This is a genomic window from Trueperaceae bacterium (genome assembly GCA_023954415.1).
Taxonomy (GTDB): domain Bacteria; phylum Deinococcota; class Deinococci; order Deinococcales; family Trueperaceae; genus JAAYYF01.
The window spans coordinates 198588-212196 of record JAMLIB010000006.1; the positions used below are offsets into that span (position 1 = coordinate 198588).

12 protein-coding genes are annotated in these 13609 nt (G+C 68.1%); 9 read left to right on the forward strand and 3 right to left on the reverse strand.

The features are described 5' to 3' along the window. The first annotated feature begins 72 nt into the window (after positions 1-72). The 7 genes from M9914_09575 (at position 73) to M9914_09605 (ending at position 8850) form a co-directional block, all read left to right on the forward strand. Positions 73-1128, forward strand: coding sequence for an ornithine cyclodeaminase family protein (locus M9914_09575; protein ID MCO5174424.1), 1056 nt, complete (start codon positions 73-75; stop codon positions 1126-1128). Further along, the gene (locus tag M9914_09580) at positions 1125-2273 is read left to right on the forward strand and encodes a dipeptidase (GenBank protein MCO5174425.1); all 1149 of its coding nucleotides are present in this window, start codon (positions 1125-1127) and stop codon (positions 2271-2273) included. Before M9914_09575 ends, M9914_09580 begins: the two co-directional genes overlap by 4 nt. A gap of 159 nt (positions 2274-2432) precedes the next feature. Next, a complete protein-coding gene (locus M9914_09585) occupies positions 2433-3977 on the forward strand; it encodes an ABC transporter substrate-binding protein (GenBank protein MCO5174426.1) in 1545 nt (514 codons plus the stop codon). A gap of 135 nt (positions 3978-4112) precedes the next feature. Further along, entirely contained in the window at positions 4113-5051 is a 939-nt protein-coding gene (locus tag M9914_09590; GenBank protein MCO5174427.1) for an ABC transporter permease, read from the forward strand. After that, entirely contained in the window at positions 5048-5917 is an 870-nt protein-coding gene (locus M9914_09595) for an ABC transporter permease (GenBank protein ID MCO5174428.1), read from the forward strand. The genes M9914_09590 and M9914_09595 overlap by 4 nt, the downstream gene beginning before the upstream one ends. 86 nt (positions 5918-6003) lie before the next feature. Beyond that, positions 6004-8157: a CocE/NonD family hydrolase gene (locus M9914_09600; protein MCO5174429.1), complete on the forward strand. Its 2154-nt coding sequence runs from the start codon at positions 6004-6006 to the stop codon at positions 8155-8157. Positions 8158-8307: 150 nt separating this feature from the next. Continuing rightward, a complete protein-coding gene (locus M9914_09605) occupies positions 8308-8850 on the forward strand; it encodes a DUF1697 domain-containing protein (protein MCO5174430.1) in 543 nt (180 codons plus the stop codon). A gap of 38 nt (positions 8851-8888) precedes the next feature. Here M9914_09605 and M9914_09610 read toward each other — a convergent pair whose 3' ends face one another. From M9914_09610 to M9914_09620, 3 genes are all read right to left on the reverse strand, one after another. Then, positions 8889-9482 carry a dihydrofolate reductase family protein gene (locus M9914_09610; GenBank protein ID MCO5174431.1) on the reverse strand — a complete coding sequence of 198 codons (594 nt, stop codon included), beginning with the start codon at positions 9480-9482 and terminating at the stop codon, positions 8889-8891. Further along, positions 9479-9733 (reverse strand): hypothetical protein, encoded by a 255-nt coding sequence (locus M9914_09615; protein MCO5174432.1) that lies wholly within the window; start codon positions 9731-9733, stop codon positions 9479-9481. Before M9914_09615 ends, M9914_09610 begins: the two co-directional genes overlap by 4 nt. A 547-nt stretch (positions 9734-10280) precedes the next feature. Next, on the reverse strand, positions 10281-11441 hold the full coding sequence (locus M9914_09620) for a low temperature requirement protein A (protein ID MCO5174433.1): 1161 nt from the start codon (positions 11439-11441) through the stop codon (positions 10281-10283). Positions 11442-11633: 192 nt separating this feature from the next. On the opposite strand from M9914_09620, the gene M9914_09625 reads away from it, so the two are divergent. Further along, on the forward strand, positions 11634-12830 hold the full coding sequence (locus tag M9914_09625; protein MCO5174434.1) for a DUF1810 family protein: 1197 nt from the start codon (positions 11634-11636) through the stop codon (positions 12828-12830). 233 nt (positions 12831-13063) lie between these two features. Beyond that, complete coding sequence (locus M9914_09630) at positions 13064-13591, forward strand: hypothetical protein (protein MCO5174435.1); 528 nt, start codon at positions 13064-13066, stop codon at positions 13589-13591. Positions 13592-13609: the final 18 nt, after the last annotated feature.

The window sequence follows — 13609 nt, forward strand, 5'->3', positions numbered from 1 at the left end:
CTTCGGGACACCTTCCGGTCAGTATACAGACAGCCACATCCGCGCTTACCCTTCCTCCCGGTAGGAGACGCGATGCCAGAAGAGTTACTGACAGCGCTAACCACGCATTCGCCCAGCGTGGGCCGGAACGGCTCGAGCGCCGAGTCCGTCGCTACGCCCCAGTTCGTCACCGGCGAGCAGGTCGCGGCGCTGCTAGACATGGGCACCTGCATCGGCCTCATGCGGACCGCCCTCATCGCGCTCGGCACGGGCCAGGCGCGGCAGATGGTCCGCCCAGTCTTGCGCCTCGACGAACGCAACGTCCTAGGGATGATGCCCGCCTACGACCCGGAAGCCGGGGTCGCGGGCGTCAAGGTCCTGAGCGTCTTCCCCGAGAACTACCAGCGGGGGCGGCCGTCGCACCAAGGGCTGATCCTGCTGTTCGACGCGAGGACTGGCGCAGTCAAGGCCATCGTCGATGCCGAGGAGGTCACCGCCGTACGGACCGCCGCCGCTTCGGCCGCGGCGACCGACGCGCTGGCTAGGACCGACGCGACCCGACTCGCCATCCTCGGCACCGGCGTGCAGGCGCGCCAGCACCTGAAGGCCATGGCGCGCGTCAGGGAGCTGAGCGCGCTGACCGTATGGGACCGCCGCTCCGAGCGCGTCGAGGCCTTCGCCCAGTACGCGCGCGAGCAGACCGGACTCCCGGTGACGGCCTGCGCACGCGTGGCAGACGCGACGGCAGCGGCCGACATCATCTGCACCGTCACTGCCGCCACGGAGCCGATCCTCTTCGCCTCCGACGTGAAACCTGGCGCCCACGTCAACGCCGTCGGCTCGTGCACCCCCAAGGCGCGCGAGCTGGCGAGCGACCTGGTCGCCGCCGGCAGGGTCTTCGTGGACTGGCTGCCGGCAGCCCTCGAGGAGGCGGGCGACCTCCTGCTCGCCATCGCGGATGGCGCGGTCACGGAGCGCCACGTGCTCGGCGAGGTCGGGAGCGTCCTGGCCGGGGACCTGCCCGGCAGGACGGGCCCGACCGAGATAACCGTCTTCGAGTCGCTCGGCCAGGCGGTGCAGGACCTGCTGGCCGCCGATCACGTGTTCGCCGCGCTGCAGAGCGGCTCTGGAAGGGAGCCGTCCGCATGAAGCATCCGGCGCTCACCGACGCCCAACTCGACCACGCCCGCGCCCTGCACGAGAACAGCATCGTCATCGACATGCTCTTCCAGGGCCCGATCGGCACCTACTCCCTGCCGGAGGAGCTCGAGGGCGAGCTCCTGGCGCTCGCGCAAGGCGCGCGCCCGGGCGACGAGGCCGAGCAGGTGCGCTACGCCGGCGAGCTGGTCCGCCGCTGGTACACGAACGGCAAGCTCGCGGACCTGTACGAGGAGTGCTGGACCAAGAGCGGCATCACGGCCGCGTGCCGCCAGCTCTCCATCCGGACGCAGGACTCGCTCATGCTCAGCATCGTCAGCGTCCAGGAGGAGTTCGACCACAAGCCCTGGCTCGTCAAGGCGCGCACGGCCGCAGAGATCGAGCGGGCGCACGCGAACGGCCAGCGCGCGGGGATCGTCACCAGCCAGGAGGCGGAAGGGTACGGCAAGGACCTGGGGCTCCTCGAGCTCGCCTACGACTTCGGTCTGCGGGTCCAGCAGCTCACGTACAACAACCACAACCTGATCGGCGCCGGCTGCATGGAGCCGAACGACGCCGGCCTCAGCCGCTTCGGGATGAAGTTCGTGGCCAAGTGCGACGAGCTCGGCGTCGTCGTCGACACGTCGCACTGCGGGCGGCAGACGACGCTCGACGCGTGCGCCCGCTCGGAGCGACCCGTGGTGGCCACGCACACGGGCGCCTCCGCCGTTTACGCGCACGACCGCTGCAAGAGCGACGCCGAGATACGTGCCATCGCGGAGACGGGCGGCGTCATCGGCGTCTTCGCCATGCCGTGGTTCGTGGCACCGGACCCACATAACTCCACCCTCGACCACGTGCTCGACCACGTCGATCACATCGTCGACCTCGTCGGCATCGACAGCGTCGGCATCGGCACCGACTGGCCCATGCCGCAGACGAAGTGGATGGCTTTGGAGTTCAAGCGCCTGATAGCGCCGACGATCGGCTTCGCTCCGGGTGACGGGCCCTCGACGGAGTGGATCCACGGCCTGAAGGACTACCGCGAGTTCCCCAACGTCACCGCCGGCCTGCTTGCCCGCGGGTACGGCGATGAGGACGCCGCCAAGGTCCTGGGCGGCAACTGGCTGAGGGTACTGCGGGAGGTGTGCGGCTGATGTTCGGAACCCGCTCGAGACGAGGGCGGCCGCCCCATCCTCGATGGCGGCGGACCCGCGAGCCGCGCCCGAACCCACGCCTGTGCCGGCGGTAGCCGGTCCTGCCCGGCAAGAAGCTTACGACCGAAGATAGCGAACGAGGTCCAGGAGGAGTCCCAAGTGAAACGGAGCAACGAGAACATGACGACAGCCCCTACGCCCCACCATGCACCTCGCAGGCGGCCCACCTTCGCTCTGCCGGCCCTCTTCGCCGTCCTGCTCGCCTTCACGAGCGCGACCGCGCAGAACGCCACGCCTACGGAGCTGGTGGTCGCCGTCACCGCCATCGGCAACACGCTCGACCCGGCCGTCGCGAACTTCGCCAACACCACGACCGCCATGGGCCACGTCTACGACCGGATCATAGGCATCGACGCGAACTTCGAGTTCGCTCCCGCCGTGGCGACGAGCTGGGAGTTCGTGGACGCCACGACGTTCAAGCTGACCGTCGGGGACGGCTTCGTCTTCCACAACGGCGTGCCTCTCACCGTCCAGGACGTCGTGTTCTCGATCGAGCGCCTGCGCGACGTACCGCGGCTCGCCTCGGTGATGAACAACATCGCCTCGACCGAGGTGACGGGCGAGTCCGAGGTCACCATCAAGCTGGTGGCACCGAACAGCTCCACCATCCGCGCGCTGATGGCCGCCGCGCACGTCCTCAACGAGGCGTACAGCAAGACGCCGGGCGTGGACTTCGCCAACAAGCCCATCGGCACCGGTCCGTACGTCGTCAGCAACTTCGTGCCGGGCGACAGGCTCGAACTGACGGCATGGGCCGACTACCCGTTCGCCGCGCCCGCCATCCCCCGCATCGTGTTCAGGACCATCCCCGAGGACGCCAACCGGTACATCGCCGCCGAGACGGGTGAGGCGCAGTTCGCCGCCATCACGTACCACGACCTGGCGCGCGCCGAGAGCAACCCGCGCCTGAACGTCATCCAGCAGAAGACCACCAACACCGCCTTCATCTCCATGAACACCCAGAAGGCGCCGTTCGACAACACCAACGTCAGGCTCGCCATGGCGTACGCCACCGACAAGGAAGGCCTGGCGGTCGTCCAGGGCGGCTCGACCGTGATCTACAGCATGACTCCCCCCATGTTCTCCACCTACTACGCCTCCCCTAACCTGCCGACCTTCGACCTGGAGAAGGCCAGGCAGCTGCTCGAGGCCGAAGGCTACGGGCCGTCCAACCCGCTCAGGTTCGACATGTGGACGTACGGCGGCAACACGTCCGTGGCCGAGACGTACCAGGCGCTGCTCAGCGCCATCGGGGTCGAGATGAGCATCAAGAACTTCGAGTTCGGCGTCTTCCTCGAGGGGATGGCGCGCGGCGAGTACCAGATGCTGTCGGGCTCGTGGAACAACATCACGGGCGACCCGATGAGCGCGCTCGAGAACTACTGGAGCGGGAGCTTCGGCTCGCAGAACATCTCCTTCTTCCAGAACGCGCGCGCCGACGAGCTGTACGAGCTGGCCAAGGGCACCGTCGACGAGTCCGTGCTGATCGACGCCGCCCGCGAGGTGCAAGAGATCGCGGCCGCCGAGATGCCCATCATCCCGACGTTCAGCACGCTCGCCATGTTCGCGTTCGACGCCCGGCTCGTCGGAGTCGAGACGTACCCGAGCTCGCTCTACTCGTTCCGGAACGCTCGGTTCGAGTAAGGCCCATGCATAACGCGCCTGGCGTCGGTAGGGTCGCGCGCCGCGCGGCTCCGCCGACGCCCGAGGCGGTGAGCGGGGCTCGCGCAACGGGGCCCGCCCCGACTCTCGCCCAGGTCGCCCGGTAGAGGGAAGCTCATGACCAGCTACGCGCTGAAGCGCTTGACGCACATCATCCCGGTGCTCATCGCGACCACCCTGCTCGTCTTCGCCCTCCTCTCCTTGAGCCCTAGCGACCCGGCGCAGCTGATCCTCGGGCTGGGCGCCAAGCCGGAGGAGCTGGCGATGATGCGGGAGCAGTTGGGGCTGAACGACCCGTTGCTCGTAAGGTACGCGCGCTACATGGGCGGCGTCCTCACGGGCGACTTCGGAACGTCGTACTCCACCAAGCGGCCCGTGCTCGAGATGATCGGCGTTCGCCTGCCCAACACGCTCGTGCTGGCGTTCGGCTCGCTCACGCTGATCCTGGTCGTGGCGATCCCGCTCGGCGTCGCCCTGGCGGTGCGGCAGAACTCGCTCTTCGACAACGTGATGCGGGTGTTGACGCTCCTCACCGCCGCCATGCCCAGCTTCTGGCTCGGGCTGATGCTCATCCTCCTCTTCTCGGTGAAGCTCGGTTGGCTCCCATCGAGCGGGCTCGACAACGCGCGGGCCGCCATCATGCCGCTCATCTGCCTGGCCGTCGCGGGTTGGACGGTGACATCGCGCCTCACGCGGGCGTCCATGCTCGACGTGGTGCGGCAGGACTACATCCGGACCGCGCGCGCCAAGGGGCTCCCGCAGGGCGTGGTGATGCGCAAGCACGCGCTGCGCAACGCCCTGCTGCCCGTCGTCACTTCCGTCGGCCTCCTAGTCGGGCAGTCCGTGGGCGGCGCGGTGGTCATCGAGATCCTCTTCGGCATCAACGGCATCGGGAAGATGATGGTCGACGCCGTGCGGCAGCAGGACGTACCCACGATCATGGGCGGCGTGCTAATCGCCGCGGTCGTGATCGCGGTGGCGAACCTGCTCACGGACCTCTCGTACGCGGTCATCGACCCGCGGCTCGAGTCCATGTACGGGGAGCCGACCGCTTGACGCGGACGAACCTGAGCCGGAACCCGTGGCGGACGGCGTGGAGGCGCCTCAGCCGCAACCGCACGGCCGTGGTGGGGCTGTTCCTCCTGGCCGCGATCATCCTCGCGTGCCTCAGCGCGCCGCTCTGGTTCGACTACCAGCGCGACGTGGTGGGCGTGAACGTCTCCCAGCGCCTGCGGATCCCGGCCGAGGGCAGACCGCTCGGCACGGACGAGCTTGGGCGGAACCTGCTCGCGCGCATCCTGTGGGGCGGCCGCATCTCGCTCACGATCGGCATCGGGGCGGTAGTGCTGGCCGGTCTCGCCGCCACCCTGATCGGTACCACCGCGGCCTCCTACGGCGGCCGCACCGACAGCCTGCTCATGCGCGCCCTCGACGTGCTGCTGGCGATCCCGGCCATGCTGCTGATGATCACGTTCGTGACCATCATGGCGCCTACCCAGACGAACCTCATGCTCGCCATCGGCCTGAGCTTCGTGCCTGGGATGGCCCGCCTGGTGCGGGCGCAGGTGCTCTCCGTCAAGGACCTCGAGTACGTGGCGGCCGTCAGGGCCCAGGGTGCGAGCACCGCGCGCGTGCTCGTCGCGCACGTGCTGCCCAACGCCATGGGGCCCGTGATAGCCAGCTTCGTCATGTACATCCCGGGCGGGATCATGACCATCAGCGGCCTAGGTTTCATCGGCCTCGGCATCCAACCCCCTACCCCGGAGTGGGGCGCCATGCTCGCGAGCGGGCGCGCCTACATCAGGGACGCTTGGCACATAACGACCCTGCCGGGCCTCGCGATCGTCCTGACGATCATCGCCCTGACCCTGGTCGGCGACGGGCTGAGGGACGCCATCGACTCGCGGATGTCCGACCGTTGAACCCGCCGACCGTTGCCGCCACGAGCGGCGCATCGAGCAAGCCCGCGGCAGGAAGCGCCACAGCCGCACGTACGGAGGCCACACGCATGGAAGCAGAAGCCCCGCCTACGCTCACGTTCAACCACTACCGCTCAGGCGTCTACGAGGGCAAGTTCGCGTTCGGTGGCAGCGAGCTACTCTGGCTCGGCGTCGACCCGCAGACGCGCATGCAGCTCAAGCGCATCCCCTTCGAGAAGGGCATGCAGGAGTCGCTGTTCGACCTACCCGCGTTGCACGCCGGCCTCGGCACGTTCGAGTCGGCGACGTGGAGCGGCGACACGGTCACGCTCGATGACGGCGCCCGCTACAACCGCTACCTCGAGTTCGCCGGCACGGTGAACGGTGAGGCGACGACGGGCCAGCTCTGGGCGCGGCGCGGCGAGCCGCCCATCATGGACGTCGTCACCGTGGCGGGCAAGGTCGTCGCCTTCATCATGCCGGGCCGCATCTCGAGCGAGATGCTCGTACTCGAGGGTCACGAGAGCGTGACCCCGTTCGCGAAGTACACCGACCCGATGCTCTCGAAGGCCGAGTACGGCATCCGCCCCTTGGGCAACCAGGCGGTGCGAACGCGCGACGGCGTCGACCTGGCCACCGAGGTCTTCCTCCCGGCCGGCGGTCGGCCGGGCCAGCGGTTCCCGGCGATCGTCGTGCGCACGTGCTACGGCAAGGCGCGCGACCTGCACCGGTGTACTCACTGGGTGAACCGCGGCTACGCGTTCGTCATCCAGGACGTGCGGGGTCGTTCCGACTCGGACGGCGAGCTCGTGCCCTTCTATCACGAGCGCGAGGACGCCCGCGACCTGTTCGACTGGATCGCCGCGCAGGAGTGGAGCGACGGCAACATCGGCATGTGGGGCGCCAGCTACCTCGGCTACACCACGACCGCGGCCGCCACCACGGGCCACCCGAACCTCAAGACGGCCATCAGCGAGGTGAACGTGGGCTCGCCGTTCTACTACGACACAGTGCGCCGTGGCGGCGCCGTGTGCTCGTGGCCGCTGCTGTGCTGGACGCTCGGGCAGTCCGTGTCGAACAGGACCGATTTCGACGTGTTCGGCGGCAAGTCCGTCGACCCGGAGAAGGTCGTGCGCATGCGGCCGCTGCTGGACATCCCCAGCCAGGCCATCGGCAAGCGCTCCGGCCCATGGGACATGTGGGCCGGGCATTACCAGTACGACGAGTTCTGGCGCCACTGCGACAACGGGATGCATGCGCAAGACATCAAGGTCCCGATGCTCATCCTCTCCGGGTGGCACGACGGCGACGCCCTCGGCGTGCAGGAGACGTGGCGCTTCCTCACGGAGCACGACGTGCCCGGCCGCCGCATCATCATCGGCCCGTGGCCTCACGGGCTGAACGCGTTCCGCGACTGCATGGACCTGGAGTACGGCGACAACGCCATCGACTACGACTTCGACACCCGCACCATCCGCTGGTTCGACCGCTACCTCAAGGGCGTGGCCAACGGCGAGGACGAGCAGCCCCGCGCCACCTACTACCTGGGCGGCGACGGAGCGAACGAGTGGCGCACATCCGACGACTGGAACCCGCGCGAGGCCAGGCTCGTCGAGCTCTACCTCGACAGCGGCGGCCGCGCGAACTCCATGCACGGTGACGGCCGGTTGTCGAGGACGCCCACTACGGGCGGCAGGTTCGATTCGTACGTGTACGACCCGAACAACGTGGCCTCGGGCGACGCGCAGTTCACGCCGTCGGTGCTCAACGAGCAACAGTCGCGCCAGGACTACCTCGTCTACGAGACCGGCGTGCTGAAGGAGAACGTCGCCGTGGCCGGCAACCTGTCGGCGCGCTTCTTCGCGGCCTCGAGCGCGGTAGACACCGACTTCTTCGTCACCGTGTCCGACGTCGACGAGCAGGGCGTGGCGCGCAAGGTCTCGACGAACGGCATCCGGGCGGAGTTCAGGAAGTGGCCGGCGGTCGCTTCGGCTCTGCTCACGCCGGGCAGCGTCGAGGAGTACGAGCTCTACCTGCACTTCGCCGGGCACGTGTTCAAGGCCGGCCACAAGATCCGGGTGGACATCTGTTCGGCCGACTACCTGACCTTCTTCCCCAACACGAACACGGGCGTCGACCCGTTCACCGATCCGGAGCCGGTGGTGGCGACGCAACGGGTGCATCACGGGTCGGAGTGGCCTTCCTGCGTGCGGCTGCCGGTGTTGTACGGGGAGATCACCTGAGCGCTTGCCCCGAACGGGGCACGCGCCCGCGTCTTGCTCGTTACGTTGAGTAGAATCACTCAGCCTAATGAGTATCTTGCCCGCCGCCTACCACCCTGACTCCGAGCGTGGTGCATGGAAACAGCCACCAGAGATATCGTGAGTCCAGACATGACCAACAGGTACATAGCGCTCCTACGCGGGATCAACGTCGGCGGACGCGTGGTCAAGATGGAGCGGCTACGCAGCGTGTTCGCCGGCCTCGGTCTCGCCAACGTCCGCACCTACATCAACAGCGGGAACGTCTTCTTCGACACGGCCGAGACCGACCGCCCCTCGCTCACCGAGACTATAGAGACGGCGCTTCACGAGGCCCTGGGCTACCAGGTGCCGACGTTCCTGCGCACCCCCGAGGAGCTCGAGGCGATCCTGGCCAGAGATCCCTTCGTCGACATCGTCAGGACCGACGCCGACGACCTCCGCTTCTGCGTCGTGTTCACCGCCGAGCAGTTGAACCAAGGGCTCGAGCTGCCCGTCTCGTCGTCGAAGAACGACATGGAGCTGGTGGCGGTCAACGAGCGCGAGGCCTACGTGGTCTGGCGGCTCATCGGCGGTCGCGTCTCCGGGAAGTTCCCCGACGACGTGCTCCCGCCGCGGAACACCACGCGGTTCTTCCATACTCTGAAGAAGATCCTCGCTGCTGCCACCGGCTAGGAGCTCGCGTCCACGGACTTGCGCAACGGCCCACGCGATCAGCGGCGGCGGTCGTAGGTCAGCGCGATGACGCCGGGACTGCTGGTGGCGTGATGGACGCGTTCCCAGTCGGTGAGCGGATTGTCGTCGTCGAAGAGTCGGTGTCCGTTGCCTCCCAGGACGGGAGCCACGACGAGGTTGAGGCGGTCGATCGCGTCCTCGGCGAGGAGTGCCTTGATGACGCTGGCGCTCCAGGCGATCAGGATGTCGCCTTCGCCGTCCGATCTCAGCGCGTTGATCACGTCGATAGCCGGGGCGTTGACAATCTGTACGCCCTGCCACGGCGATGCGGTCAGGGTCGAGGACAGCACGACCTTCTCGGCGGCCACCAGCCATCTGGCGAACGCCTCATCCCGCGGGTCGACCTTCCCGGTGCCGATCACGCTCGGCCACCACACCAGGAACTCCTCAGCGTTGACCCGGCCTAGGACCGCGGTCGTGGCGGTCTCGATGGTCCGGACGATCTGGTCGTACCCGACTTCGGCGTCGGCGAGGTGGCCGATCCCCTCGTTACCCGCGCGGCGGTAGTAGCCGTCCATGCTGAGGCCGATGTTGGCGACGACGCGGCGGCCTGCGGTGCGATGCTCGGTCATGAGTTCGTTCCTTCTCGGGTGGAGGTGAGCTCCCCATCGGCCGCGTGCGCGTACCGGCGTGAGAGAAGACTGTACTGCGGGGTGCGAAGGTCGATGGCGGCGGCGATCACGCGGGCGATGCCTGAGACGAGCAGGATGAGCGCGATGCCGTGGTCGTCGCCGGTGCCGAGCGACTGCTCCCACCCTTCGGGCAGCTCCTCGATCAGTGGAAGGGCTCCTGCCGCCTCGGCCGAGCGGCGCAACCGTTCCACTCCGCGTCCTGTCCATCATTGAGCCGATCGCAAGCTGCGTGCTCCGCCAAGAAAGCGTCGTGAAGCAACCCCGACGTGACCGCCGCGTGTTCGCCCGGATCGCCAGTTGGTAACAGGGAGCTGCGGTACTTGAAGGTGCGGGCGGCGAGTTGGTAGTACCCCCTGCCGAGCTCACGCTTGACTTCCATGAGCAGGCCGAGCGTCACGTGGCGCTTGGCGTGGTGATGAGCCAGGTTGGCTCGTATCCCAAGCGCTCGGGCAGCGTCACTGGGCGAAGCCGGCTGCAGGAACCTTCCCAGAAATGCCGTGTCCCGCAACGCGAGCGCTTGCTCTCGGCGCGTCACCACCATCTCGGTTAGCTGCATGTCGAAGTATCGGACAAGCGGGTTTCAGCGTGCAATGCCTGGTACTGAAAGCGTCGAGCATCGATCGCCGCCTCGCATACCAGACCTCGTCAAAGAAGAACCGGGCCAAGGTTCAACTCGGGCGAATTCTGCATTAGGGCGATCCGAAGTCGACCGGCCTGCGCCGCGAGAGGCCGCGACCGCTACAGCGTGGACGACGGGTGCGACGCACCCCGCGGCCGCGCCAGCACCGTCCTAATGGCGAGGCCTCCGACGACGGCGAGCACGGCGAGGCTCAAGCCGATCACGGGCAGTTCGTGCCGCCAGATCGTAGCGGCCGCGCCGATGGGGACGAGAGCGACGATGGCCACATAGCGCGTGCGCGCGACGCGCCCGAACCGCGAGCTCAGGAACAGCACGTTCCCGAGCAGGTAGACCAGCGGGCCGGCGATCGTGACCAGGACCATCGGCGTGCTCAGGTGCGGGTGCGTCAGGCGCAGCTCGATCGAGACGGCCACCAGGATCGCGCCACCCACCATCAGCGCGTGGGCGTACGCGTACGCCGAGCGCAGCGCGGCCGTCCCCTCTTCCCCACCGAGCACGTCGTGACCGGCCAACGCGAAGTAGTTGAACCATAGCGACACGAGGGCGGCGAAACCTACGATGAAGCCGACGACGAGTCGGGTATCGACGCTGCCGGCCGCCGCCAACGAGCCGCCCATCAGCAGGACCGATTCGCCCAGGGCGATGATGAACACCAGCCGGTTACGCTCGGCGAGGTGCTCGGCGTCAGTGTCCCAACCGGACATCGGAGCGCTGCCGAGGCCAGGGAACCTGAAGTCGACCCGCGGACCCAAGTAGTCGACGATCACAGCCAGGAGCCAAACGGCGAGCCGCAGGTCGGCCGGCAGGAAGGCCCCGACGAGCCACAGGACGCCCGCCGACGCCGACCAGGCGCCCAAGAACCGGTAGTTCCGCGCCAGGGGCCCCCGGAACGCGATCATCATGAAGAGCGGTCTGATGAGCCCCATGGCCACGTAACAGGCGACGAACAGGACGCCGCCTCCGTCGAACGCCAGCGGGATGGCCGCGGCCATGCCGAGCGCCAGCAGCATGAGCACCGCGTTCAGCAACTGCACGGCGCCTCGGGCCGGGTCGAGCCAGTTCATCATCCAGGCCGTGTAGTTCCAGCCCCACCAGATCGCGGCGAACACGACGGCCGTCTGGGCGAAACCGCGCCAGGACAGGTCGGAGATCAGGAGGTGCGAGATCTGGACGATGGCGAAGACGTAGACGAGGTCGAAGAAGAGCTCGATGGGGCCGACGGCGGAGCGCTCCGGGCCCGCAGCGCGCCCGAGCGTCACCCGAGCACCTTGTACTTATCCGGCTGCGCCGGTAGGCGAGTGCAACGCGCCACCACGCGGACGGCAGCCTCGATCTGGTTCCTACCGGTCATGGTCCACCGCCGCCAACTGTACTTCTTCCATGTTCGCGCCTGGCTTGCGTCATCGGGTCCAGGCCGCGACGCCGACGGTCGAGACGGTACGCTGGTTCCAATGGCCGCGCGAGACCCACACGACCTTACCCGCTTCGTCGCCGCCCAGAAGGACACCTACGCCACCGCCTTGTCGGAGTTGACGGCGGGCCGGAAGACGAGCCATTGGATGTGGTTCGTCTTCCCCCAGGTCGTCGGGCTGGGTCATAGCGACATGGCGGTGCGCTACGCCATCCGCTCCTTGGCGGAGGCGCGGGCGTACCTTGACCACCCGCTGCTGGGTGCCCGACTGCGCGAGTGCGCCGCAGCCATCCTGAGCCACCCGGGCGTGAGCGCGCGGCAGATGCTGGGCCCGATCGACGACGTCAAGCTGCGTTCGAGCATGACGTTGTTCGAGGCGGTGGACACCGTGGGCGGCCAGTTCTCGCGAGTGCTGGATCGCTACTACGACGGTGTGCCCGACCCCTTGACGCTGGCCGTGTTGGCCGAACGGGCCGATTCGGAGACCGATACGGGAACCACTGCGGGCAGTGACACTGCCGCTGCCCAGCTGCCCACCGCGCCAACGAGCATGTGGGAGCGGCCCGAGGTAGCGGCGCGCTTCGCCGAGCGACCGCCCGACCACCGGCTCGTCAAGCTGTTCCTTGGTGAGGACGAGTACGCTCCGGTCAAGACGGCCTGGAACACCGGGCCGAAGCCTCGGGTCCTCGACCTCGGCTGCGCTGGCGGGCGCAACACCGTCTGGTTGGCCGAGCAGGGCGCGGACGTCCGGGCCGTTGACGCCTCGCGAGCGATGGTGGCCGAGACCCGCAGGCGGCTGGCAGCGGTGTTAGGCGCACGTGAGGCGACTTGGCGCGTGACCCGCAGCTACATGCACGACCTGAGCGAGTTCGGGAGCGATGAGTTCGATCTGGTCGTCGCTCTTGGGGTGCTGCAGGACGCCCAGAGCGACGCTGAGTGGTACCAGGCCCTATCCGAGTTGGCGCGCAGCCTGCACCGGGGCGGACTCGCATTGGTGGCGAACTTAGCTCCGGACTCGGCTCCAGACGGAAGGCCGCTCACGCGCGACCGCGAAACGCAGGACGTCTGGGTCGGCTTCGGCTCGTCCGACAGGCGCATGACACTGCCGGACCTCGAGCGGCTCGACGGGCACTTCCTCCGCCATGGCCTCGAGCCGGTACTGCCGACCGAGCGGGTAAGGGTCGAGACGGCGGGTGGCCAGCGGGTGACGCTCAACGCGCTGTACAAGAAGACCTGACAGCCCTTGGTCGATCAGGCCGACTTAGACTCACGTCACGACACAGGTCGCACCTCGCCTCCCCGCCCGGAGCCGCCGGGGCCGAGACCGCAGATCAGGGAGTGAAAAGATGCCAGCCCCGAAGAGCGACCAAGATACCCGCTGTTGGAGATCGAGCGCAGGTGGCTCGTGGACCTAGACACGGTGGAGTCGCGGCATGTGCGAAGCACTGGCTGCACCCGGGAGGCTCGAAGATGAAGCGCGCCGGCGAGAGCGGGGGCGCCGCACCCTTGGCCGAACAGCCTACTAGCCCCGGGCCCACCGTGGAGGCGGGCAAGACCGTGTCCGCGCTCTTCATCCTGTACGTCAAGGACCAAGCGGCCAGCACCGCGTTCTACCGCGCCGTCCTTGGACGACCGCCCCGGCTGGACGTGCCGGGCATGACCGAGTTCGGCCTAGGCGATCAGGCTCGCCTCGGGTTGATGCCCGAGGCCGGAATCCGTCAGCTCCTCGGCGACGCCCTCCCGGATCCTGCTCGCGCGAACGGAGTACCCAGGAGCGAGCTCTACTTGTCGGTACCCGATCCGGCCGAGTGCCACCGCCGCGCTCTGGCGGCCGGGGCCACAGAGCTCAGCCCGGTGGCCCGGCGGGGCTGGGGCGATGACGCCGGGTACTCGCTCGACCCGGACGGCCACGTGCTCGCCTTCGCGAGACGTGCGCAGGAACGGGTCTTACCGTTGCTCAAGCGGTCACGTGGCAAACGGAACTGGGGATGGCGATGACCTAGCGCTAGGCGCGTA